Raw genomic sequence first — 24,615 nt, forward strand, 5'->3', positions numbered from 1 at the left:
ACCTAATAACAAATCCATCATTTTTTCATCCGGTTGCCATCCCTTAAGCAGGGGCATCTTGCCCGATGGGGTGGTGTAAAAGCATGGAAGAAGGGAGGCAAATGAAAACAGGCTGCAGATGATTGGCAGGAGGACAAGAGGGGTAAAAAGGGGGCTCTTCGGATGTTTTTTTCGGCAGTGGCGGCCTTTTGCCGCTCATTCCGAAAGAGTCCTTATTTATCGGCCAGATAGCGGCGCTGGTACTCCTCGCTCAGTTTCTGGATATCGAGTCTGGCCAGCGCCTTGTCCACCCGCTGCTGCAGCGCCTGCTGATCGGGGCGGAACATGATGTGCAGGCTCTTGTGCTCGAGGATCTTCGGATTGAACTGGAGCTGCTCGGGATGGAGCTTGTCATCGTGGCGGATCAGCCAATAGAAGACATCCCGGTCGATGACGGCGAGGTCGAGCCGGTCGCGCTGCAGCTTGCGCAGGTTGAGGTGATCGCCATCCACGGCAAAGGTGTGGAGCTGCTGGCTCGCCATCATGGCGTCAAATTCCCGGGTGTTGACGTAGCCCGCCACCACGCCGATCCGGTAGGGCACCAGATCCTCAAGCCGTTGCCAGGGGATGGGCTTGCCCGCCTTCTGCGCCAGCCCCAGCACGCTGTCTCCCACGCTGGCGGAGATACGCCACTTGTCGCTCTGGTTGTCGGCCAGATATTCGGGGAAGTAGCCGATATAGCCATGGGCCGGATCGGAGGCGAGCCACACCGTCCGCTGCCAGGAGAAAAAATCGAACTCCACCTCCAGCCCCGCCTCGGCAAAGACGCGCTTGACGATATGGCCGGTGAGGCCGCCATCGGGCAGGCTTTGGGTGGTAAACGGGGGCCACTCCAGCGTGGTCAGACGGACGGTTTCGGCCATAAGCCGCAGGGGAGAGAGCAGTAACAGTAACAGAAGCAGACGATATCCCATGGGCTACAGATCCCTTGTGCCGATTGATCCTGAGTATCGCTATAAAGCGGGCAATAAAAAAGCCGACCCGAAGGTCGGCTTTTCAGATCTGTGCGACAGGTTGTCGTTATCAGAACTCGGCGGTACGCGGGGTACGCGGGAAGGGGATCACGTCGCGGACGTTGCCCATACCGGTCACGTAGACCACCAGACGCTCGAAGCCCAGACCGAAACCGGAGTGCGGCACGGTGCCGTAGCGACGCAGGTCGCGATACCACCAGTAATCTTCCTGCTTCAGGCCCATCTCGGCCAGGCGGGCATCCAGCACGTCCAGACGCTCTTCACGCTGAGAGCCACCGATGATCTCGCCGATCCCCGGAGCCAGTACGTCCATCGCGGCAACGGTCTTGCCGTCGTCGTTGAGGCGCATGTAGAAGGCCTTGATATCTTTCGGGTAGTTCTTCACGACTACCGGAGACTTGAAGTGCTCCTCGGCCAGATAGCGCTCGTGCTCGGAGGAGAGGTCGATACCCCAGGAGACCGGGAACTCGAACTTCTTGCCGCAGTTCTGCAGCACTTCGATGGCGTCGGTGTAGTCGATCTGGGCGAAGTCGGAGGAGACGAAACGCTCCAGACGACCGATGGCATCCTTGTCCACGTGCTGGGCAAAGAACTCCAGATCATCGCGGCGCTCGGTCAGTACGGCGTTGAAGACGTACTTCAGCATGGCTTCGGCCAGCGCGGCGTTATCTTCCAGATTGTTGAAGGCCACTTCCGGCTCCACCATCCAGAACTCGGCCAGGTGACGGCTGGTGTTGGAGTTTTCGGCGCGGAAGGTCGGGCCGAAGGTGTAGACCTTGGAGAGGGCACAGGCATAGGTTTCGGCGTTCAGCTGGCCGGATACGGTCAGGAAGGCCTCTTTGCCGAAGAAATCTTCGTTGTAGTCCACCTTGCCGGCGTCGGTGCGCGGCAGGTTTTCCATATCCAGGGTAGAGACGCGGAACATCTCGCCGGCACCTTCGGTGTCAGAGGCGGTGATGAGCGGGGTCGCTACCCAGACAAACCCCTCTTCGTGGAAGAAGCGGTGAATGGCCTGAGCCAGGCAGTGACGAACCCGGGTCACGGCGCCAACGATGTTGGTGCGCGGGCGCAGGTGAGCCTGTTCACGCAGGTACTCGATGCTGTGGCGCTTGGCGGCCATCGGGTAGGTGTCCGGATCTTCGACCCAGCCGACAACCTTGACTTCGGTGGCCTGCAGTTCGAACGCCTGGCCGCTGCCCTGGGATTCGGTCACGACGCCAGTCACTTCCACGGAGCAAGCTGTGGTCAGACGCTGCACTTCATTCTCGTAATTGGCCAGGGTATTGGGGACGACGGCCTGTACCGGATGGAAACAGGAGCCATCGGAAATGGCCAAAAATGAGATCCCCGCCTTGGAATCACGGCGAGTCCGGATCCACCCTCGTACAGTCAGGGTGGTGCCAACCGCATGTTTACCGGTCAGCACATCAACTACGGATGCGTGCGTCATCGAAATATTGTCTCCAGCTTGTTCTTTGCAGCGCTATGGGTCTGGCCCGGGCAATCATTGGCCCATGATGGCAGACTAAGCCGTTAATCTTACCCGCGCGGGTTTGATAAACAAGCAAAAATGTCGGACTCTGGTGGGGTTTTCGGCATGGTTCACCCGATATGAGGTCGCGGGGCAGGAGAGGCGAGTGAAAGATCGGCGGCAGGGGCCCGATTGGCTGACACGGCTGTTGCAGGGGCTGGTACTGCTCTGCTGGGGTGGCTTTATCGTGCTGCTCTCTATTTATCACCACGCCCGTCCCGAGCGAGCCTACGGTTTTCTGGTCTATGGCGGCGAGAGCGTGCGGGCCGGATGGGATCCGGTTTTTACCCCCTGGCTGCTGCACGGGCTGTGGGGTTGCTGTCTGCTGACCCTGGTGGCGCTATTTGTTGGCCGCAAGCGTCATCGCCGCCGGGAGGATGCCCGGCACGTCCATCTGGCGATCCTCCTGCTTATCCTTATCGCCAGCCTGCTCTTCTACTATCTCTAGTCTTCTGGTTGGCCCGTCGTACGGGTCTGTTCATGATCCCGCTTGCTGCAAACGGGACGCTTGCCAAGCTGACGCTCCACGCTGTCGAGCATCTGGTTGTAGGCCAGCGCCAGCCGGCCAATCTCGTCGCCATCGTCCCCCTCCAGCCGGTGGCCGAAGTCATGCATATCGGTGGCTTCTTCCATGGAGCGGGTCAGCTGGTTGAGGGGGCGGACGATCCAGGTGCGGATGACCCAGAGGGTCAGCAGCAGCCCCAGCCCGAAGATACCGGTGAGAATTAGCGCGGAGGTGAGGATATTCTGCTCGACCCGGGTAAAGAGGGAGTCGAGAGAGTAATCAAAACGGACGGCGCCGAGCACGGTATTCTCCGGTACCAGATGGCAGCTGGTGCAGTCGGTGCCGCGAAAATCCTTCTTGGCCAGCAGCGGACGGGTCACCACCAGCCGGCTGTGCATGCCGTTGTGCACCACCTCCAGGCTCCCTTTGCCCGCCAGCGCCAGCTGGTCATAGTCATCCTTGCCCTGTTCAGCGGGGCGCCCCGGCCCGAACTGTTTGCTCACCGCGTCGCCACGGACGATGCGGGCATCCTCCACATGAGCGTGCTCGAGAAACTTGGCACGCAGGGTGTCGCGGGCATCCATCTTGCCGGTCAGCATCAGCATGTTGAGGCCGTCGAAGTAGGCTTCGGTCTGCTCCTGACTCTGCTCCTTGATGAGGCTCAGGATGAGATCGCGCTCGCGCACCGCCTGATAGGCGGCGGAGAAGACCAGTACCATGGAGAAGATGAAGAGCAGGAAAAAGTTGATTTTGGCAGCAATGGAGAGGCGCATGAGCAATCTTTCTTGATGGTAAAACCGCAGCAGTCTACCCCTCTTGGCGCCTCAGGTCTGGTGTTTTGCTCACATTCCGGCAAGTGAACGCTGAATGAGGTGCATAAACTTGCCCTCTTTATATATCAAATGGGGATGCCACAGACGGGCGACCGGTGAGGCCGCCCGCGATGATGTTTAAAACTCGCCCTCGGCAATCGCCTGGCTGATGGCACCGGTCAATACCCTAAGCTCTTCGGGGGTGATCACGAAGGGAGGCATGAGGTAGACCAGCTTGCCAAAGGGGCGGATCCAGGCGCCCAGTTCAACAAACTTGCGCTGGATGCGCGCCACGTCCACCCGCTCTTTCATCTCCACCACCCCGATGGCGCCGAGCACCCGCACATCGGCCACTGCTGGGTGGAGGGTCAATTCCACCAGCTCGGTACGCAGTTGATGTTCTATGGCGCGTACTCGCTCCTGCCACGGCGAGGCGAGCAACAACTCGATGGAGGCGTTGGCCACCGCGCAGGCAAGCGGATTGCCCATAAAGGTGGGGCCGTGCATAAAGACCCCTGCCTTGCCGTCACAGATGGTGCGGGCGACATGCTCGGTGGTGAGGGTCGCCGAGAGGGTGAGATAGCCACCGGTGAGCGCCTTGCCCAGACACATGATGTCGGGAGTGATGCCGGCCCAGTCGCAGGCAAACAGCTGGCCGGTGCGGCCAAAGCCGGTGGCGATTTCGTCAGCGATGAGCAGTACGCCGAACTCGTCGCACAGGGCGCGCACCCACTGCAGGTAGCGGGGGTGATAGAAGCGCATGCCGCCAGCCCCTTGCACGATGGGCTCAAGCACGATGGCGGCGATCTCCTCGTGATGATCCGCCATGAGTGTGGCCAGCTCCACCACGCACTGCTCGTCCCACTCGGCGTGGAAGCGACAGCTCGGCGCTTCGACAAAATGGTGCTCGGGCAGGAATCCCTTGTAGAGCTCGTGCATGCCGCCATCCGGGTCACAGACGCTCATGGCGCCGAAGGTGTCGCCATGATAGCCGCTGCGCAGGGCGACAAATTTGGCTCTGGGCGTCCCTTTGGCGTGCCAGTACTGCTGCGCCATCTTGAGCGCCACTTCCACCGCTACCGAGCCGGAATCCGCCAGAAAGACCTTATCCAGCCCCTTCGGAGTGATCTCCACCAGCTTGCGGCAGAGCTCGACCGCCGGGGCGTGGGTGAGGCCGCCAAACATCACGTGGGACATCTTGCCGAGCTGGGCGGTGGCGGCGGCGTCCAGTTCCGGCACCTGATAGCCGTGCACGCAGGCCCACCATGAGCTCATGCCATCCACCAGTTCACGGCCATCGCTGAGGGTGATCTTCACCCCCTTGGCGCTGGCCACTTCATAGCAGGGCAGGGGGTGAGTGAGAGAGGTGTAGGGGTGCCACACATGGTGCAGGTCGAATTCTTGGTTGGTCATTTGTTGTTCTGTTGTCAATTGGTTTGATCTGGTCGGTGTTGACAGTCTACGCGGGCTCTCTACACTAGCCAACAATTTCAGCCACTTGGCTCTGCGCAGATCACTATTCGCACGAGCCCGGCAGCGGGTTTTGCGCTCACGCTCTTGCAAAGACCTTTTGCAAGGATGGCGGGCGCAGGATCCCACCAATAACAACCGGAAGCCATGTATGAATGCTCTCACCACAGGCGGTCACGCCCTTCGTCATGACTGGACGCTCGCCGAGGTTCAGGCCCTGTTTGCCCTGCCATTCAACGATCTGCTGTTTCAGGCTCAGACCGTCCACCGCGCCCACTTTGACCCGAACGAAGTGCAGGTGAGCACCTTGCTCTCCATCAAGACCGGTGCCTGCCCGGAAGATTGCAAATACTGCCCCCAGAGCGCCCGTTATCACACTGGCCTTGAGGCCGAACGGCTGATGGAGGTGGAGAAGGTGCTGGAGCGGGCCCGCGAAGCCAAGGCCAACGGCTCGTCCCGTTTCTGCATGGGGGCCGCCTGGCGTAACCCCAAAGAGAAGGACATGCCCTACATCATCCGGATGATCGAGGAGGTGCGCGGGCTCGGCATGGAGACCTGCATGACGCTGGGGATGCTCACCGCCGATCAGGCGGCACGTCTGGGGGCTGCGGGGCTCGATTACTACAACCACAACCTCGACACCTCGCCGGAGTTTTACGGCGAGATCATCTCGACCCGTACCTATCAGGACCGGCTCGATACGCTGGAACATGTACGCAGTGCTGGCATGAAGGTCTGCTCCGGCGGCATCGTCGGCATGGGTGAGCAGGCGAAAGATCGGGCGGGCCTGTTGATGGCGCTGGCCAACCTGCCGCGCCACCCCGAAAGTGTGCCCATCAACATGCTGGTCAAGGTAAAGGGGACGCCGCTGGAGGATCAGGAGAACCTCGATCCGTTCGAATTTATCCGCACCATCGCCGTGGCGCGGATCATGATGCCAGCCTCCCATGTGCGCCTCTCCGCCGGGCGGGAGAAGATGAACGAGCAGATGCAGGCGATGTGCTTTATGGCTGGGGCCAACTCCATCTTCTATGGCTGCAAGCTGCTGACCACCCCCAATCCGGATGAAAACAGCGATATGCAGCTGTTCAAGCAGCTCGGCATTCGTCCCGCCCAGCGGGCCCAGAAGCCGGATCAGGTACAAGAAGAGGAGTTGCTGGCCGAGGTGAGCCGCCAGAACGAACCCGCCGAGATGTTTTATGACGCTACCCGCCCACGAGCCGGGGCTGCGCGGTCATGAACGGCCCTGCAGTAACGGGCCCCTTTGGGTTGGGCGCTGCGCTGGCCGGGCGTGAGCAGGCGGGTCTGCTGCGCAACCGCATCGCGACCGACGGGGCGAGTGGCGGGCGCCTCAGGGTAGCGGGGCGCAACTACCTCAACTTTTCTGCCAACGACTATCTGGGGCTGGCGGATCACCCCGCCATCAAGGCCGCCTTCAAAGCGGGAATTGAGCGCTATGGCGCGGGCGCCGGCGCCTCGCCGCTGGTGACCGGTTACAGCCGTGCCCACCAGGAGCTCGAGGAAACCCTGGCCGAGTGGCTCGGAGTGGAGGCGGTGCTGCTCTTCAACTGCGGTTTTTCGGCCAATCAGGCGGTGCTTAAAGCGTTGCTCGGCAAGGAACACCTGCTGTGGCAGGACAAACTCAACCACGCCTCCCTGCAGGAGATGGGCAGCCAGCTCCCCTGCAAGATGAAGCGCTTTGCCCACAACGATATGGCGGCCCTTGAACGGCAGCTTGAGCCAAATCGTGGACTGATTGTTTCGGAAGGGGTGTTCAGCATGGACGGGGATCAGGGCCCCTGGCGCGAGCTCTCAACCCTCGCCGCCCGGAGCGGCAACTGGCTGATGATCGACGATGCTCACGGTCTCGGCGTGCTGGGCCCCGAGGGGCGCGGCACCCTGGCGGCGCAGGGAGTAGATCCAGCCAGCGTACACATCCAGATGGGCACTTTTGGCAAGGCGCTTGGCGTCGCCGGTGCCTTTGTCGGCGGTAGTCGCGAGCTGGTGGAGTATCTGGTCAACTTCGCCCGCCACTATGTTTACAGCACCCATATGCCCGCCGCGCAAGCTTGCGCGGTCAGCAAGAGTATCGAATTGGTACGCGCCGCCGATGAGGCCCGCGCCCATCTTGGTAAGCTCATTGCCCGTTTCCGACAAGGGGCAGAGGCGTTGGGTTGGCAACTCGGTGCCAGCGACACCCCCATTCAGCCGCTGCTGGTGGGAGAGAGCTCTGCTGCTTTGCAACTGGCCGAGCGACTGCGGGATCGCGGCGTCTGGGCTGGCGCCATCCGTCCGCCCACAGTGCCGGTCGGTACGGCCCGGCTGCGCATGACCCTGAGTGCAGCCCACCGCGAGCAGGATGTGGATCGCCTGCTTGATGCCTTGGGGGGTTGCCCTGCTGCGACAACGGTTAGGGAGGCTTGCCATGGCTGAGCGTTTTCAAACGGTAGACAAGGCGCAGCTCGCCCGCCGTTTCGGGGCGGCGGCTCGTCACTACGACGCCCATGCCCGTTTTCAGCAGGAGGTGGGGCTGGCGCTGCTCGAGCTGATGAGCGCGGCTGGTGTACGTGAGGAGCGTCGGGGCTGCGGGCTCGATTTGGGCTGCGGCACCGGCTTCTTCCTGCCTCATCTTGCTACCCGCTGCGCCGGACTAACCGGGCTGGACCTCGCCCCCGGCATGCTGGAGCAGGCGGCCCTGCGCGGCAGCGGCGCCCGACTGGTATGCGGCGATGCGGAGCAGCTCCCTTTCGCCGATAACGTGTTCGACTGGGTATTCTCCAGCCTCGCGCTGCAGTGGTGCGAGCGACCGGCGCAGGCCTTCGCTGAGCTGCTGCGGGTGGTCAAACCCGGCGGTCAGATCTTCTTCTCCACCCTGCTCGATGAATCGCTCTGGCAACTACGCGCCGCCTGGCAGCAAGTAGATGGCCGAGCCCATGTCAACCGCTTCCTTGGCCTGCCACAATTGGAGCAGGCGTTGTTATCGGCGGGCGCCATTGCCCCGGGGCTTGAGTGCAGAAACTGGGATCTTGCCTATCTTGAATTGCCGCAGTTGTTGCGCGATCTCAAGGGGATCGGGGCAAATCAGATCAATGATGAGTGTGCCCGCAGTGCACCGGCCGGACTGAGCGGGCGCGCCAGATTGCAGCGGCTGGCTCAGGCGTATGAAGCATTTCGTCAGCCCGATGGCCAGCTGGTGGCCAGTTACCGGGTCTGTCTGGGCCGGCTCGGCAAACCTTGCTGAACCAGCCAGAGTATGAGGGGGAGGGGCGCGTTGGGCCCTCTCCTGCCAAGGAGAGAGCATTATGAAGTCATTCTTTATCACCGGCACCGACACGGACGCAGGCAAGACGCTGGTAGCGCGCACCCTGCTGCGGGAATTCAGCGCACAGGGAATCAAGTGCGCGGGTTACAAGCCGGTCTCGGCCGGATGTGCCCGCACGCCCGAGGGGCTGCGCAACCTCGATGCCGTCCTGTTGCAGGAGGCGGCGAGCCTGCCGTTGCCTTACGAGACGGTCAACCCCTATGCCTATGAGCCGCCGATTGCGCCGCACATCGCGGCCAGCGAGGCGCGCCAGCCCATCAGCCTGCAGGGGCTGAGCGAGGGGCTGCGAAAAATTGAACAGGCGGGGGCCGAGCTTGCCATCGTCGAAGGGGCGGGGGGCTGGTATCTGCCGCTGGATCGCAAGCACCTGCTGTCAGACTGGGTGAAGCAGGAGAACATGCCGGTGATTCTGGTGGTGGGGGCCAAGCTTGGCTGCCTCAACCATGCGCTGCTCACCTTTGCCGCCATCCGCAACGATCAGCTGCCGGTCGCAGGCTGGGTTATTAATCGGCTGCACAGCTCGATGAGCCACTATCAGGAAAATCTGGACACCCTCAGGGGCTTGTTGCCGGCGCCCTTTCTGGGGGAAATTCCCTTTATAAACAATCCGTTTGAAGCTAACCTGCAGGGCCGACTCGATATCTCGCCACTGCTGTGACGGCATATTCAGCGAACATTCATCGAATCTCCCTAAAATGCCATCCATAACATGGTGATAGGGAGGTTCAATGAACCCCGGCCATGTCCGTTATTCTCACAAGGAGTCAATATGAAGCGAATAATACTATTCCTGGTGACCAACCTGGCCGTCATGCTGGTGCTGGGGGTGGTACTCAATATCCTGTTCTCGGTTCTGGGTATCAACAAGTCCAGTATTTCCGGCCTGTTGGTCTTCTGTGCCGTGTTCGGTTTTGGCGGTTCCTTTATCTCCTTGCTGATGTCCAAGTGGATGGCCAAGCGCAGCTATGGCGTCCAGGTGATCGAGCAGCCCCGCAACGAGACCGAGCACTGGCTGGTGAGCACTGTGGCCCGTCAGGCCCGTGAAGCCGGGATCCAGATGCCGGAAGTGGGGATCTACGACTCTCCCGAGATGAACGCGTTTGCTACCGGTGCCCGCCGCGATGATTCGCTGGTGGCCGTCTCCTCGGGTCTGCTCTACAGCATGAGCCGCGACGAGGCAGAAGCGGTGCTGGCCCACGAGGTGAGTCACGTTGCCAACGGCGACATGGTGACCCTGACCCTGATCCAGGGTGTGGTGAACACCTTCGTGATGTTCTTCGCCCGCATCGTGGCTGGCGTTATCAGCAACTTCTTCAGCTCCAACAACGATGAAGAGAGCAGCAGCACCGGTGGCTTTGCCTACATGATCACCGTGTTCGTGCTGGAGATGGTGTTTGGCGTGCTCGCCTCCATCATCGTCATGTGGTTCAGCCGTCAGCGTGAATTCCGCGCCGATGCCGGTGCCGCCAAGCTGGCCGGTCGCGACAAGATGATCGCCGCCCTTGAGCGCCTCTCCCGCGGTGCCGAGCCGCAGCTGGAAGGCTCCATGATGGCCTTTGGCATCAACGGCAAGCGCTCCATGAGCGAGCTGTTCATGAGCCACCCGCCCATCGAGCAGCGGATCGCCGCTCTGCGCGGTTAATCTCGCCAGTTGCTACCAAGCAAAACGGCTGCCTCGGCAGCCGTTTTTTATTGTCCGCGTGTTATCGCGGCTCGATCACCTTATTTGATGACGAGGTCGGTCAGCGGCACTGCGCAGCAGGTGAGGATCTTGCCCTCGGCCCGCTCGGCGGCGCTGATGGCGGGGGCGTCGGGATGCGCCACCTCGCCCGAGACCAGCGTCTGCTTGCAGCTGCCGCAGATGCCGGCGCGGCAGCTCCAGGGGAGATCCACCCCCTGCTTGCTGGCCTGATCGAGGATGGTGCCCTGATTGTTGCCGGCAAACTCCCGCTCACCGATGCGCAGTTGCACTGGCTGATGAGCGCGGGCAACCGAGAGAATGGCGCCGCCAAAGTTCTCCTGTCTGATGCGTGCGGCAGGCACGCCGCGCGCAGCCACTTTTGCCGCCGCATCGGCCATAAAGCCGTGGGGGCCGCAGATAAACACCTCCCGTCCGGCCAACCCTTTGACCAGCGCGAGATGCTTATCGCCGAGCCGCCCTTTCTGCCCCTGCCAGTGACTGTCCGGCTGGCTCAGGATAATGGTGAGGGTCATCCCCTGCTGCGCCATGGCATGCATCTCGCTGGCGGCCGGAATATCCGCTTCGCTGCGGCACAGGTGCATGAAGTGGACATCGCCAAGCTCGCCGCGCAAGGCCAGAGTACGGGCCATCGCCAGCATGGGGGTGACGCCGGAGCCTGCCGAGAGCAGCAGCAGCGAGCGCTCGGCACCAAGGTGAAACTCGCCAGCCGGCGCTGCGGCCAGCAGGGTGTTGCCCACCTGCATCTGCTGGTGCAGCCAGTGGGAGATGCGACCACCCCCCACCTTCTTGACGCTGATGCTGTAGCGCTCCGGCCGATCCGGTGTGGAGCTCAGGGTATAGCGGCGCTGAACCCGCTCGTTTTTGATATCGAGGCTGATGGGCAGATGCTGGCCCGGCAGGTAGTCGGGCAGCGGCTCGCCATCGGCGGCTTCGAACCAGAAGGTCTCCAGATCCCGGGCCAGCGGTTCGCGGGCCACGCAGATCAGCTCGCGCTTTTTCGGTGCGCCGTCAGGGTAGGGGGCTGGGCGCTTGCGCTCCAGTACCTCGATCTCGCTACCCGCTTCAATCCACCCCTCGTTCAGGGCGATCAGGTTCTGGCCGAAGTAGACCTCGCCATCCTCGCCACGGCGGTAACGGGTGAGGGTCGCAAGCGGCTCTTTGAGAGCATTGAAGCGATCGGTGCCCGCTTCCACCGTGGTCATGATGCAGCGGCTGCAGGGCTTGGCGACCTGAAACTCCACCTCGCCGATGCGGATGCGCACCCAGCTGTCCTCCTCGAAGGGGCGGGTGCCGCTCGCCACCAGATTGGTGCGAAACTGGCTCATCTGGTGCAGCGCATCGGAGCGCAGATTGAGATCATCCAGCGAGGCCTGACTTATCAGCAGCAGCGGATAACCGTCGGCAAAGCTGACCCGGGTGCCGGTCTTCTCGCGAAAGCGGTCAGACTCTTCGCCGAGCCAAAGCAGCGCTACCGGTTCGCCAGCCACCCGGCTCAGCCAGCTGTCGGCGATGGGGGTTGTATGCAGGGCGGTGAAGCTGTCGCCCCAGACCCCTGTCGCTTGCGGGGCTCGGCTGAAGTCGGACTCTTGCAGGGCGAGCGGCTCGAACCCCGGATAGTTCAGTTGCAGGCCGCCTGCAACTGGAGTTGCAACCACCTGCTGCAATTGGGGGTGGGTACGGGCGGTGATGAAGGTGCCATCAGGCTTGACCACCATGTAGCGGCGATCCCCTGCGAGCCCCTCCTGGGTGACCCGGGCGCGTGCCTGAGGCATGCCGGCGGTCGATTTGATGGGGTAGAGGTGAATGCTGTCTAGCCTTGGCATCTTCGTATCCTTGTGAAGCGGCGCAGTCGCCTGGAAAAAGGGGAACATAACGGTTCCAACTGCGAGGGGCAATCTCTTTACGGGGCGCAGAGATGCGGATTCGATAGATGCAGTTTTTTTTGCAAAAAATCGCAGAGGGGCAACCAGGCTATCCGGTTTTTGCCCGCTTGGCCGCAACCTTGGCGAGGTAAGGAGTGGAGTCAAGCGGGAAAGATGTTATCCCGGTCACGTTCTGTTTAAAACCACCCATTCAATGCAACATTTTTTGATCCTGATTCGCTAATCAGTACAAAAAAGCCGCCATTATCAGGTCAGTTCCCAGTTTCTAACGCTTTCGCTTCTTCCTCATCCGGCCACCGTCCGCCTCGGCTACACGGTATCAAGCGCCATCGGGTGGGGCCTGTCACACAAAAAGAAGAAAGCAATGTATGAGCAAACAACTGGACATGACCCCATTGCCGGATCTCTCCCTGAAAACGGGAACAGGCCCGGTGCGTACCCGGCTACCCGTCTGGCGGCCGGCCCTGCCACCCTGCAATCACGCCTGCCCGGCCGGAGAAAACATCCAGGCCTGGCTCTCTTTGGCGCAGGCCGGTCGCTTTGAAGCGGCCTGGCAGACCCTGATCGAAGAGAACCCCTTGCCTGCCATTCATGGCCGGGTCTGCTATCACCCCTGCGAGAGCGCCTGCAACCGCGGTCAGGTGGATGAATCCGTCTCTATCCACGCCATCGAACGCTTCCTCGGCGACGAAGCGCTGGCCCGCGGTTGGCAGCCAGCGCCACCAGCCCCTGCCAGCGGCAAGAAGGTGCTGGTGATCGGCGCCGGCCCCTCCGGCCTCTCCTGCGCCTGGCACCTCAACCGGCTCGGTCATCAGGTGGAGATCCGTGAAGCGGGGCCGCTGGCGGGCGGCATGCTGCGCTTTGGTATTCCCGCTTACCGTCTGCCTCGCGATGTGCTGGATCGGGAGGTGGCCCGCATCGTAGCGGCCGGGGTGACCCTGACCCTCAACCACAAGGTGGAGGATGTGCTGCGCGAGCGCGACGAGGGGGGCTTTGACGCCGTCTTTATGGCCATTGGCGCCCATCTGGCCAAGCGGGTCGATATTCCGGCCCGGGAAGCGGGCAAGATCCTCGATGCGGTGAGTTTCCTCGAACAGGCCAGTCTGGCCGAAGAGAAAGGTTTGCCGCCGCCCAAACTGGGGCGGCGGGTGGCCATCTACGGTGGCGGCAACACCGCCATGGACGCGGCCCGCACCGCTCGTCGCCTCGGTGTTGAAGAGGCGATGATCATCTATCGCCGCGACCGCGACCATATGCCGGCCCACGCCTTCGAAGCCGACGAGGCCGAGGAGGAGGGGATCAAGATCAACTGGCTGCGCACCATCCGCCAGCTCGATAGCACCAGCATCGAAGTGGAGGTGATGGCGCTGGATGCCGAGGGTAAACCGGTGCCCACTGGCAAGTTTGAAACCCTCGAAGCGGACTCCCTTATTCTGGCGCTCGGTCAGGAGGTCGACCTCTCGGTGCTGGAGAGCATTCCCGGCGTGCGGGTCAACAAGGAGGGGGTGGTGCAGGTTGGTGAGAACCTGATGACGGATGTGCCGGGTCTGTTTGCCGGTGGCGATATGGTGCCCTCCGAGCGCACCGTTACCATCGCCACCGGTCACGGCAAGAAGGCGGCACGCCATATGGATGCCTGGCTGCGTGGTCGCCACTATCACAAACCGCTCTCCTACCCGCTGGTGGGGCCGGAGCAGTTGCAGCTCTGGTTCCAGACCCATGCCCCTGCCAGCAGTCAGCCGGTCAAACCGCCCTCGGCGCGGGACGACTTTGGCGAGATCATCGGCGGGCTGGATGAGGTGGCCGCCCGTTACGAGGCGGCGCGCTGCTACTCCTGCGGCAACTGCTTCGAGTGTGACGGCTGCTACGGCAGCTGCCCCGAGCAGGCCATCGCCAAGTTGGGGCCGGGTCTGGGGTATCAGGTGGATGCCGAGCGCTGCACCGGCTGCGGTGCCTGCCACGACCAATGTCCTTGTCACGCCATCGAGCTGCGCCAACCGGAGGAGTCCCAATGAAACATGAACTGATCATGGTTGACGGCAACGAAGCCGCGGCCCGGGTGGCGTATCAGCTGAGCGAAGTGTGTGCCATCTACCCCATTACCCCGAGCTCGACCATGGCCGAACTGGCCGACGCCTGGGCGGCGGAGGGGCAGACCAACCTGTGGGGCAACATCCCCACCGTGGTAGAGATGCAGAGTGAAGGGGGGGCGGCCGGTACGGTACACGGCGCCCTGCAGGCGGGGGCGCTCGCCACCACCTTCACTGCCAGTCAGGGGCTGATGCTTATGCTGCCCAACATGTACAAGATCGCCGGTGAATTGACCTCGGCGGTGTTCCATGTGGCGGCCCGCTCTCTGGCGGCGCAGGGGCTGTCGATTTTTGGCGACCATCAGGATGTGATGGCGGCGCGCAGCACCGGCTTTGCCATGCTTGCCTCCGGCTCGGTGCATGAGGCGCAGGACCTGGCCTTGGTCGCCCACAGTGTCACCCTGCAGTGCCGGGTGCCCTTTATCCACTTCTTCGACGGGTTCCGTACCTCCCACGAGGTGAACAAGATCACCGCGCTGCATAAAGATGAAATTCGCGCGCTGATCGACAACGACTGGGTACGCGCCCACCGTGCGCGGGCCCTCAACCCGGATCATCCGGTGATGCGTGGCACCGCCCAGAACCCGGATACCTATTTCCAGTCCCGCGAAAGCGTCAACCCCTTCTACGAGGCGGTACCGGCGCGGGTGCAGCAGTGCATGGACAACCTCGGCGAGCTGACCGGTCGTCACTACCGGCTGGTGGAGTATCACGGCGCGCCCGATGCCACCGATGTCATCGTGCTGATGGGCTCGGGAGCGGCCACCGCCCGCACGACTGTGGATTGGCTCAATCGGCAGGATCGCAAGACCGGTGTGCTGGTCATTCGCCTCTATCGCCCCTTCCCGGTACAGGCTCTGCTCGATGCGCTACCGCAGAGCGTGCGGCGCATGGCGGTGCTGGATCGCACCAAGGAGCCGGGCGCCGGTGGCGAGCCGCTGCTGCTGGATGTGCAGAGCGCGCTGATCGACGGCTTGCAGCGCGGCCTTATCAAGCGGCTGCCCTGGCTCAGTGGCGGCCGCTATGGTCTCTCTTCCAAAGAGTTCACCCCCGCCATGTGCGCGGCGGTATTCGAGGAGCTGGCATCCGATACGCCGCGCCCCCGCTTTACCGTGGGGATTGTCGATGATGTGTCGGGCCTCAGTCTGGCCTGGCACCCCATCGGCGATCTGGAGCCCGCCAGTCGGGTGCGGGCGCTCTTCTTCGGCCTTGGTGCCGACGGCACAGTCGGCGCCAACAAGAACAGCATCAAGATCATCGGCGAGCTGGAGGGCTTCCACGCTCAGGGCTACTTCGTCTACGACTCCAAGAAGTCGGGCTCGCGCACCGTCTCCCACCTGCGCTTTGGCCCCGAGCCCATCGATGCCCCCTGGCTTATCGAGCAGGCGAGCTTTATCGGTTGCCACCAGTGGGGTTTTGTCGAGTCGGTCGATCTGCTGGAGCATGCTGCCGAAGGGGCGACCCTGCTGCTCAATGCTCCCTATGAGCCTGACCGGGTCTGGGCCGAGCTGCCCGAGCGGCTGCGTGCCCGCATCCGCGCCCTCGATATCCGCCTCTACTGCATCGATGGGGATCGGGTGGCCGAGCGCAACGGCATGGGCAATCGCATCAACACCATCATGCAGACCTGCTTCTTCGCGTTGGCTGGCATCTTGCCGCGGGATGAGGCGATTGCGCTGATCAAGGAGAGCATCGAGAAGAGCTATGCCCGCAAGGGGCCCGAGGTGGTCGAGCGCAACTTCGCGGCGGTGGACGACACCCTGGCCCATCTCCATCAGGTGGCCATCCCGGCCGGTGAAGAGCAGATCAGCGACTATCCGCTGCCACTGGCACCGGGTGGCAGCGAGTTTGTGCAGCGGGTTACTGGCGAGATGCTGGCGGGGCGCGGCGATCTTATTCCGGTCTCCATGCTGCCGGTGGATGGCACTTACCCCACTGCCACCAGCCGCTTCGAGAAGCGGGATATCGCCCGCGAGATCCCGATTTGGCATTCGGATATCTGCATCCAGTGCGGCAACTGCGTTTTTGTCTGCCCCCACGCGGCGCTGCGGGCCAAGTTCTACCATCAGGACTGGCTGGCGACCGCCCCCGAGGCAGCGCAGTCGGTGCCCGTCACCGCCAAGGGCTTCCCCGACAGCCGCTACACCTTGCAGCTCTACCCGGAAGATTGCACCGGTTGTGGCCAGTGCGTGCAGGCCTGTCCGGTGCGGGCCGGAGCGGATGAGAGCCATGAAGGCGAGCGCGCCATCGCCATGATGGACAAAGCGCCCCATCTGGCTGGTCAGAAGCAGGCACTGCGCTGGTTCGAGAGCCTGCCGTGGCCTGCCCGCGAGCGGGTGGATTTCTCCACGGTGCGCGGCACCCAGTTCCTCGAACCCCTGTTCGAGTTCTCCGGTGCCTGCGCCGGCTGTGGCGAGACCCCCTATCTCAAGCTGCTGACCCAGCTGTTTGGCGATCGCATGCTGGTGGCCAACGCCACCGGTTGCTCCTCCATCTACGGCGGCAACCTGCCGACTACGCCATGGGCCAAGAACGGCGAAGGGAAGGGGCCGGCCTGGTCGAACTCCCTGTTTGAGGACAACGCCGAGTTTGGCTTTGGCTTCCGTCTCACTGCCGATCAGCATCACGGTCAGGCGGTGGCGGCCCTTGAGGCGATGAAGGGGGAGCTGGGCCCAGAGCTGGTCGATACCCTGATTAGCGCCCCGCAGCGGCTGGAGTCGGAGATCCGCGCCCAGCGCACCCGGGTAGCGCAAGTGCGGGAGCGGCTGGAAGAGGTGAAATCCGGCAAGGCCCGCGAGCTGCTGTCGCTTATCGATCAGCTGGTGCGCCGTTCGGTCTGGATTATCGGCGGCGATGGCTGGGCCTATGATATCGGCTCATCGGGGCTCGATCATGTGCTCGCCTCCGGGCGCGATGTGAACGTGCTGGTGATGGATACCGAGGTCTACTCCAACACCGGCGGCCAGATGTCGAAATCGACCCCGCTCGGTGCCGTCGCCAAGTTCGCGGCAGGGGGCAAGACGCTGGCCAAGAAGGATGTGGCGTTGCAGGCCATCTCCTACGGCAACGTCTATGTTGCCCGCATCGCCTTCGGGGCCAACCCGCAGCAGGCGCTGCAGGCGTTGCGTGAAGCCGAAGCCTATCCGGGCCCGTCGCTGATCATCGCCTACAGCCACTGTATCGCCCACGGCATCGATATGGAGTTTGGCCTGACCCAGCAAAAACGCGCCGTGGCCTCCGGTCACTGGCCGCTGATGCGCTACAACCCGGTATTGCGCAGCGCTGGGCAGAACCCATTCAGCCTCGACAGCCTGCGCCCCTCCATTCCCCTTGCTGAATATCGGCAGGAGGAGACCCGTTATCGGGTGCTGGCCCAGAGCCATCCGGAGGAGGCCGAGCGGCTGATGCAGGTGGCGCAAAAAGTGGCGTGGCAGAAGTGGGCCACTTACGAGGAGATGGCCACCCGCGAAGCCAGCCATTTCCATCCGCCGGTGTGAGAATGGAGTGAGTGAAATATAACCAAGCGGGCCAGTGGCCCGCTTATATGTATAGTGAGTGCAGAGTGTTTAAAATCGAAGTTTTCATTTTGCATATGTCTTTACAGTTAAAGTTTTAATAAAATGCCCTAATGAAATAAATATTTTTATTACTTATACATAAGATGAAAATAGTATAAGGTGTTAATTTGGGGTTTTTCCTTCATAAAACTTTGAGGTTTTTTTATTAGGAGGTTTTACTTATATGGGGTACAAAGGCTATGAAGATATCAGGAAATTAATAACGAAAAATATAGATTCCAGAATATTAATTGATCTTGTTTCTGACTTATTGTTTTCAAAGGGGTTTTCCAAAATACACAAAACAGACGGGCCTGGAGATGGGGGGAGAGATCTCTATGCTGAGCTCGATGGTGAGAGAACATTAGTTCAATGTAAATATCATGAAGATGGTGAAAAGACATGCAGTTCTAGGGAGTTATCTGAGCTACCAATGGCTTTGATTAAATTTAACTATTCAAAAGGTTTATTTATAACCAATGCGAAAATTTCTCCCCAAGCCAAAAGAGAGTACCTTGATAATTATCCAAATCTCCAGTTGTCATTCATAGATGGTGATGAGCTTGGATTGTTAGTTTTAGAAAGTCCATTACTTAGGTCTATATGGTTTGATGGTGAGTCTATCTGTAAAAGAGAGCCTTCTATTCGAATTCCATTTCTTGTTAGAGAGCACGTAGATGATCTACCTTATGTAATTAAAGAGCATGCTGGCGAAGATAATTTGGTGGTTTTAGAGGAGAAATTCAAAGATGTTTTTCCAAATCTTAAGATAAGAATATTAGCAAGCAGAATGGATACGGATCGCTTTGAGCCTTATAAAGCACCGTTACCATTAACCATTGAAGAGGGTGGGGGATATAGATTTTTATTTTCTCAACTGGTTGTGGAAGGGCTTGACTCATTAGCATCAATTGAATCGTTCAAGAATAAAGTTGTTTATCTGCTGTTGGATTGGATGAAAGAAAAACTATGCGGTTTTAGCCTTCGATTTGGAAAATCATATATTGCGGCTAGAAACAATGATGGGGAAGGTACAGAGATCGATCTGGATTTATGTCCAAGTACTTATATCGTTACCGAAAGTTACATTGGTAGAGAATTAGACTTCATTAGCGTAGATGGTCAAGTTGATTGGACTGGTGTTAATGATGCTCGCGTTACAGAGGCTGGCTATATCAGGTTATATAATCAAGAATTGAATGTATGTTTAGACTATAAAATAAAAACTAGAGTTGGTTGGAAAGCGCAGTTAGAAAAGCTTGCTTCAAAAGAGCGACTTAAAGCTGGATGGGAAAAATCGATCTTTTGCTTGATTGAGAAATTTGAATCTTGGCCTTTTGAACATATACCAGAACCAGATGAACATATTGATTGGGTTGACGGAAAGCATATTGTTTGTGGTTGGCTACATTTTTCATTACTGGGCTATCCATCTCAAACACGAGGAAGAAGTAAGGATGGTTTCGCATCTGTGTTAAGGTTGCCTGATGAAATAGAATTTGAGCATAGCCAACAAAATATCAAGTCGGCACTATTACGTTTATCTGGAGTGGATATTTTAGATCCAAATAAAGCAAGGCATATGATCGCTATTACTGGGAATGATATGTTTGATATTCCAGAGGAATATTTTTATATCTGTGGTGAAGTAATTAGCTACCCGGAAGATATTCCTAGTCCGATATTACCTAACTCACGATTATTTCATCTTGAGCTTGTTTTGGCCAACAAGAATCCAAACGCATTCTTAAATTTGGATTTTTTGGAGATGGTAGACTCTCTAAAATATGTATATAGTGTTGAGGTTTACACATCAACTCATTTTTGTCATCTATGTATACATTTAAATATAGAGTCAATTGCACATGAATACTCCAGAGGAATTGTTGAAAAAATCTCTATGATGGCAATGGAAATTATCAGCATCATTACAACAGCATCTCCTTCAGATTCCTTTGTAGCAACAAAAGAATACTGGAAAGCTAACTACAATGTTTCATTAGGCTCTAGTTGGGAAAATTCTAGAAAAATTTACACATTTAGAAATAGTGGTGGTGAACCAATGGATTATAAAGATGTTATGAAAATTCTAACATCATGAGGTAAATATTAAAGTGTTACTTAATTGCGACTTAGAACGAATGGTGTTTTTATAAAAAACAAAAAATACATTGTAATCATTCGTTTCTAAAAAAATAATGTCACTATATTGGTGGCATTTATCTATCAGCAGGTTAAGGCTTCCTTTTCTTTCCAAGGCAGGTAAGCTGCGGGGCAAATAGCGTCAAGCAGGAGTAAGGGACGATGACAGAACAATATATCGCCGGGACTATCGGTATTCTGGGGGCGGGTTGGCTGGGGTTGCCGTTGGCGCGAGCTCTGCTAGCGGCAGGCAAGCAGGTTGCTGTCACGGTCAGCAGCGCCGAGAAGGCGGCCCGTCTGCAGGGGGAGGGGATCAACGCCTATCCGCTGACCATCTCTGCCAACATGGGCTCTGCCGAGATGCCCGTTGCTGATCAACAAGCGCCGTGGCCCATCCCCTGCGAATCGCTGGTGATCTGCGTACCGCCGAGCAAGACCGATGACTATCCGCAGGCGGTGGCAAGGGCCTGCGCGTTGGCCAAAGCGAATGGCACCCGGCGGGTGCTGTTTGTCAGCGCCACCTCGGTGTGGGGCGCAGGACAACAGGAGGGGGAAGAACCCCAACCGCGCCATGCCCGTGGCGAGCGGATGCTGGCGGCGGAGCAGGCGGTGCTGGCGGCCGGTTTCGAAACGGTGATGATAGTGCGCCCCTCCGGCCTTTATGGCCCGGATCGCCATCCCGGCCGTTTCCTGGCGGGCAAGACTCTCGATGGCGGCGCCCAGTCGGTCAATCTGGTCCATCTGGACGATGTGGTGGCGGCCTGCATCTTGCTGCTGGAGCGGGGCAAGGATGGGGATGTCTTCAACCTGAGTGCGCCGGTGCATCCGCGCCGCGAGCAGTTCTACCCCTTTGCGGCGCGTCAGCAGGGGCTGCCCGTGCCGGTCTTTATCGAGCCTGCCGGTGAATTTCAGCCCATCGACGGTCAGCTGATCTGCCAGCAGATGGGATTCAACTATCGCTGGCCCGATCCGGCCCACTGGTTTGCCGAGCTCGCCGCCTCGGGCAATTGAGGTTTGCCAAGGGGGTGATCGCCCCCTATCATGCCGCCATCCATGAGAGAGAGGCGGTAATGATGGTAGATACAAAACGTCACCCCGATGGGGAGTTGTTGCTGAGAACCCTGGCAATGCCAGCCGATACCAACCCCAATGGCGACATCTTTGGTGGCTGGATCATGTCCCAGATGGATATAGGTGGGGGCATTATGGCCAAGGAGCTGGCAAAAGGACGTATTTGTACCGTATCCGTCGAAGGAATGACGTTTCACAGTCCGGTCAAGGTGGGCGATGTGGTCTGCTGCTACGGCCGCTGCATGAAGATCGGCCGCAGCTCCATGAAGCTCAAGCTGGAGGTGTGGGTCAAGCCGGTACTGCGGGAAAACGATGCCCAGCGTTACTGTGTGACCGAGGGGATCTTCACCTATGTCGCCATCGACGAACACGGCAAATCCCGCCCGGTTCCGGTGAGTGCCTGATCAAATAAGCCGGGCGTTGATGATGGATATTTCCTGCTCAAGCCCGGTTTTTTGCCGTATCATGCGTTCCAGCATCTCCTCTGACCCTACATACTGAAGGGTGTCGAACAGACAGAGATCGCATTGAGGGTCCCGTCTTATCTGGTAGACGGTGGCCAGCTCCACTTGATGACAGTTTCCTTGTTGATCATAAAACGTCACGTTGTACCGAAGTTCTTTCGCCATGAGACAGCGTCCTTCTGGTTGAGTGGAACAGGGACTATCAGCTTAGTCGGCGTTGATGACGTTTGTGATGGTCAAGATACAAAGCAAAGGCGGGCGGTTTAGCCGATGAAAAATAGTTATCGCATTCTTGGCACCTCCCTGCTGACCCTGGGGTTGGTAGGCTGTTTCGAGGTGCCGGATCAGAACCATCTGGTCACGGCCGATGGGATTGTGCCGGGTATCGACTGCCAGCGTCCGCCGCTGGTGGCGCTGGCGACCACGGCGCTGCCCCGTGAATTCGGCATCACGGTCTGGAACCTCTACAAGGGACAGCGCAAGAACTGGCGCGAGGGGATGGACAGCTACGCCAAGGGGCAGGATCTGGTGCTGCTGCAAGAGTCGGCCACCCGTCCCGAGATGCTCGACTGGCTGCGCGCCGGTGATTTCCAGTGGCAACAGCTGCAGGCCTTCACCCAGGGCGGTGTGTCGTTCGGAGTGATGACGGTAGCCAAGACCCCGCAGGCGTTCGTCTGTGGCGTGCGCTCCCCCGAGCCCTTGCTGCGCATCCCCAAATCCGGGCTGGTGAGCCTCTATCCGCTGCAAGGCGATCCTGACGGCGTGCTGGTGATCAACCTCCATGCGGTCAACTTCGAACTGGGAATGGCCACCTTCCGCGAGCAGCTCAACGATCTGACCGCGCTGGTGCGCCGCCATCAGGGGCCGGTGATCCTGGCCGGTGATTTCAACACCTGGAGCGACAAACGCCAGTTCTGGCTGAGCAAGCTGGTTGAAGAGCTGGGCCTGCAAGAGGCTGTGCCGGTGCCTGACTTGCGCCGAACCGCTTTCGGTCGTCCGCTGGATCACCTCTACTACCGCAATCTGGATCTGGTCGAGGTGAGCTCACCGGCGACCGACTCCTCCGATCACAACCCCATCATTGCGCGCTTTGCCGCCCAGTCGCTGACGCCGTGATCCTGTGATTGCCCCATAAAAAAATCCGGCGCCAATGGCGCCGGATTTTTTTGCGCTGTTGTCAGCGACAGAGGCATTACTGCTGATAGAGGCCCAGATGCTCTTTGGCGTAGGCTTCAAAATCGGTGCAGCCACCGATGTGCTGCTCGTCCAGGAAGATCTGCGGCACTGTGTTGACCGGCTTGCCGGCGCTCTTGGCCAGATCTTCTTTGGTGATGCCTTCGGCGTGGATATCGACGTAGCGGAATTTGAAATCATCGCGCTGTTCAACCAGCTGCTCGGCAATCTGCTTGGCACGAACGCAATAGGGGCAGCCGGGGCGACCAAAAATCACTGCAAACATCTTTTCTCTCCGTTGGTGAGGCCGTTGTGTGAAACCGTCAGGTCAGGCCATTGATAAGAGGCAGGGGACAGCATATCCCCCCCTCGTCACGACTTAAAGTTGAAATTGTCGATACCGTGATTCGAGCGATTCTATTGCCTCAGTTCTCGTCGGCAATCTGGATCGGCTGCTGCTGGTAGATGCTCTCCAGCACCCCCTTCTCGAACACGGTCCAGGGCCAGGGGGCCTTGCTGGCACGGTAGCGATCGTGGGTCGCCGGGTCTTGCGACAGGCCGCGCTGGAACATCACGAACGCCTTGCGCTGGCCACCGGCGGTATCGATAAAGCCCACCAGGTTGGAGGTGCCGGTGATGGTGCCGGTCTTGGCATGCACCTTGTTCTTCATCATGGGGGCGGTGACGCTGCGCCGCTACGCCAGAGTGCCATCCACCTGCGAGCTTGGCAGCAGCTTGATAAGGCCAAGTTCCGCATCATTTTTCTGGATGAAGTTCAGCACCGACAGCATCTGGCGGGCGCTGATGAGATTGTGAGCGGAGAGGCCGGAGCCGTCGGCCAGAGTGGCGTTGCCCAGATCGATGCCGTTCTTGGTCAGGATGGCGCGCACCGCCATGGTGCCGCTGCGATAGCTGCCCGGCTTGTTGTAGTAGTGGCGACCTACGGTCTTGAGGAAGGTATCGGCATAGAGGTTGTCCGATTTCTTCAGCATCTTGGCCAGCATCACCGGCAGGGAGACCGAGTAGTGGGTGCCGAGCGTCTCGGCGTTGTCCGGTGCCTTGTGGGTGACCCGCAGCAGGCCGTCATGCTTGATACCGGCACGGTCCATCGCCCAGCGGATGTTGTCCCAGCCCCAGGCTTCCACGTCGTGGATGGCGAAACGCAGACCCTGCGGATCCTTGCTCGGGGTGATACAGCCCTTGAGCTCGTAGAAGTTGCCCTTGGCCATGTCCACTTCCAGTGCGCAGAACTGGCGCGCCATGTCGGCGTAGCTCATCACTTCCACGTTGTCGGCACCGATGCCGATGGGGACGCCGGTGGCCACATTGCCAACCGCCGGTTTGCCGATCTGGGTGGCGGTGATGGTGCCGTAGGCGCAGTTCTTGTCGATGATGACCGAGGAGACGGGAGCTGCGAAGCAGAGGGTCTGATCCCCCCACGACCAGCCGTTGCCGCGCTCGTAGCCGTTGTAGGCGCCGGTGTTGACGTAGACGTTGCCCTTGATCTGGTTGACGCCGAGCTGCTTGAACAGGGCCAGCAGATCCATCCGTGACAGGGTGGGGTCGCCGACGAAGTTGATCCAGATATCGCCATTGATGACGTTGCCCTGCTTGGCGCCGGGCTGGGCCTGAATGTCGGTGGCAAAGCGGAAGTCGGCGCCGAGCTCGAGACGGGCCGCCAGCGCGGTGAGCACCTTCATGGTGGAAGCGGGGGCGATCATCTGATCCGCATGACGGGCAAACTCAACGCCGTTGTTGCCCTGCACTATGATGGCGTACTGGCCACCCTGAGGGGGCGTCAGCGGGGCGGCATGAGCCGCCAGAGAGAAAAGAGCACAAAAACCAATCAACAGCCGCTGCATAACATCCTCTAACGTGAC

General features: G+C 59.6%; 19 protein-coding genes and 1 pseudogene. 12 read left to right on the forward strand and 8 right to left on the reverse strand.

Annotated elements, in window-relative coordinates:
• Window positions 1–212: 212 nt before the first annotated feature.
• Window positions 213–953, reverse strand: a complete 741-nt coding sequence (locus tag AACR93_RS15900; protein WP_041208382.1) for a substrate-binding periplasmic protein — start codon at window positions 951–953, stop codon at window positions 213–215.
• A gap of 109 nt (window positions 954–1,062) precedes the next feature.
• A complete protein-coding gene (gene asnS / locus AACR93_RS15905; RefSeq protein ID WP_043851310.1) occupies window positions 1,063–2,463 on the reverse strand; it encodes an asparagine--tRNA ligase in 1,401 nt (466 codons plus the stop codon).
• 187 nt (window positions 2,464–2,650) lie between these two features.
• Here asnS and AACR93_RS15910 point away from each other — a divergent pair, with 187 nt between their 5' ends.
• Complete coding sequence (locus tag AACR93_RS15910) at window positions 2,651–2,992, forward strand: hypothetical protein (protein WP_043851311.1); 342 nt, start codon at window positions 2,651–2,653, stop codon at window positions 2,990–2,992.
• Here the strand turns inward: AACR93_RS15910 and AACR93_RS15915 are convergent.
• Window positions 2,989–3,822, reverse strand: a complete 834-nt coding sequence (locus AACR93_RS15915) for a HAMP domain-containing protein (protein ID WP_042032532.1) — start codon at window positions 3,820–3,822, stop codon at window positions 2,989–2,991. The genes AACR93_RS15910 and AACR93_RS15915 overlap by 4 nt on opposite strands.
• A gap of 177 nt (window positions 3,823–3,999) precedes the next feature.
• Window positions 4,000–5,274, reverse strand: a complete 1,275-nt coding sequence (gene bioA / locus AACR93_RS15920; protein ID WP_043851312.1) for an adenosylmethionine--8-amino-7-oxononanoate transaminase — start codon at window positions 5,272–5,274, stop codon at window positions 4,000–4,002.
• A gap of 208 nt (window positions 5,275–5,482) precedes the next feature.
• On the opposite strand from bioA, the gene bioB reads away from it, so the two are divergent.
• The 5 genes from bioB (at window position 5,483) to htpX (ending at window position 10,295) form a co-directional block, all read left to right on the forward strand.
• Window positions 5,483–6,571 (forward strand): biotin synthase BioB, encoded by a 1,089-nt coding sequence (gene bioB / locus AACR93_RS15925; RefSeq protein ID WP_043851313.1) that lies wholly within the window; start codon window positions 5,483–5,485, stop codon window positions 6,569–6,571.
• Window positions 6,568–7,764, forward strand: coding sequence for an 8-amino-7-oxononanoate synthase (gene bioF / locus AACR93_RS15930; RefSeq protein ID WP_043851314.1), 1,197 nt, complete (start codon window positions 6,568–6,570; stop codon window positions 7,762–7,764). The genes bioB and bioF overlap by 4 nt, the downstream gene beginning before the upstream one ends.
• On the forward strand, window positions 7,757–8,572 hold the full coding sequence (gene bioC, locus AACR93_RS15935; protein WP_043851315.1) for a malonyl-ACP O-methyltransferase BioC: 816 nt from the start codon (window positions 7,757–7,759) through the stop codon (window positions 8,570–8,572). Before bioF ends, bioC begins: the two co-directional genes overlap by 8 nt.
• Window positions 8,573–8,630: 58 nt before the next feature.
• Entirely contained in the window at window positions 8,631–9,311 is a 681-nt protein-coding gene (gene bioD, locus AACR93_RS15940) for a dethiobiotin synthase (RefSeq protein ID WP_043851316.1), read from the forward strand.
• A 111-nt stretch (window positions 9,312–9,422) separates the two neighbouring features.
• Complete coding sequence (htpX, locus tag AACR93_RS15945) at window positions 9,423–10,295, forward strand: protease HtpX (protein WP_041208392.1); 873 nt, start codon at window positions 9,423–9,425, stop codon at window positions 10,293–10,295.
• Between the two features lie 80 nt (window positions 10,296–10,375).
• On the opposite strand, the gene AACR93_RS15950 is transcribed toward htpX, so the two are convergent.
• On the reverse strand, window positions 10,376–12,178 hold the full coding sequence (locus AACR93_RS15950) for an MOSC N-terminal beta barrel domain-containing protein (protein ID WP_043851317.1): 1,803 nt from the start codon (window positions 12,176–12,178) through the stop codon (window positions 10,376–10,378).
• A gap of 428 nt (window positions 12,179–12,606) precedes the next feature.
• Here AACR93_RS15950 and AACR93_RS15955 point away from each other — a divergent pair, with 428 nt between their 5' ends.
• From AACR93_RS15955 to yciA, 5 genes are all read left to right on the forward strand, one after another.
• Window positions 12,607–14,253, forward strand: coding sequence for an NAD(P)-binding protein (locus AACR93_RS15955; protein WP_043851318.1), 1,647 nt, complete (start codon window positions 12,607–12,609; stop codon window positions 14,251–14,253).
• The gene (gene nifJ / locus AACR93_RS15960) at window positions 14,250–17,825 is read left to right on the forward strand and encodes a pyruvate:ferredoxin (flavodoxin) oxidoreductase (RefSeq protein ID WP_043851319.1); all 3,576 of its coding nucleotides are present in this window, start codon (window positions 14,250–14,252) and stop codon (window positions 17,823–17,825) included. Before AACR93_RS15955 ends, nifJ begins: the two co-directional genes overlap by 4 nt.
• Window positions 17,826–18,069: 244 nt before the next feature.
• On the forward strand, window positions 18,070–19,986 hold the full coding sequence (locus tag AACR93_RS15965) for a restriction endonuclease (RefSeq protein ID WP_082044134.1): 1,917 nt from the start codon (window positions 18,070–18,072) through the stop codon (window positions 19,984–19,986).
• A 203-nt stretch (window positions 19,987–20,189) separates the two neighbouring features.
• Complete coding sequence (locus tag AACR93_RS15970; RefSeq protein WP_043851320.1) at window positions 20,190–21,038, forward strand: NAD-dependent epimerase/dehydratase family protein; 849 nt, start codon at window positions 20,190–20,192, stop codon at window positions 21,036–21,038.
• Window positions 21,039–21,097: 59 nt separating this feature from the next.
• Complete coding sequence (gene yciA / locus AACR93_RS15975) at window positions 21,098–21,502, forward strand: acyl-CoA thioester hydrolase YciA (protein ID WP_033113469.1); 405 nt, start codon at window positions 21,098–21,100, stop codon at window positions 21,500–21,502.
• On the opposite strand, the gene AACR93_RS15980 is transcribed toward yciA, so the two are convergent.
• Window positions 21,503–21,727 carry a hypothetical protein gene (locus AACR93_RS15980; RefSeq protein ID WP_005337874.1) on the reverse strand — a complete coding sequence of 75 codons (225 nt, stop codon included), beginning with the start codon at window positions 21,725–21,727 and terminating at the stop codon, window positions 21,503–21,505. It lies immediately after the preceding gene.
• A gap of 105 nt (window positions 21,728–21,832) precedes the next feature.
• Here AACR93_RS15980 and AACR93_RS15985 point away from each other — a divergent pair, with 105 nt between their 5' ends.
• Window positions 21,833–22,678 carry an endonuclease/exonuclease/phosphatase family protein gene (locus tag AACR93_RS15985; protein ID WP_042032407.1) on the forward strand — a complete coding sequence of 282 codons (846 nt, stop codon included), beginning with the start codon at window positions 21,833–21,835 and terminating at the stop codon, window positions 22,676–22,678.
• A gap of 76 nt (window positions 22,679–22,754) precedes the next feature.
• Here the strand turns inward: AACR93_RS15985 and AACR93_RS15990 are convergent, their stop codons facing one another.
• Both AACR93_RS15990 and dacB read right to left on the reverse strand, forming a co-directional pair.
• Window positions 22,755–23,021 carry a GrxA family glutaredoxin gene (locus AACR93_RS15990; RefSeq protein ID WP_033113477.1) on the reverse strand — a complete coding sequence of 89 codons (267 nt, stop codon included), beginning with the start codon at window positions 23,019–23,021 and terminating at the stop codon, window positions 22,755–22,757.
• Window positions 23,022–23,160: 139 nt separating this feature from the next.
• A pseudogene (dacB, locus tag AACR93_RS15995) lies at window positions 23,161–24,597 on the reverse strand (D-alanyl-D-alanine carboxypeptidase/D-alanyl-D-alanine endopeptidase).
• Window positions 24,598–24,615: the final 18 nt, after the last annotated feature.

The sequence above is a fragment of the Aeromonas sp. L_1B5_3 genome, assembly GCF_963866575.1.
Taxonomy (GTDB): domain Bacteria; phylum Pseudomonadota; class Gammaproteobacteria; order Enterobacterales; family Aeromonadaceae; genus Aeromonas; species Aeromonas jandaei.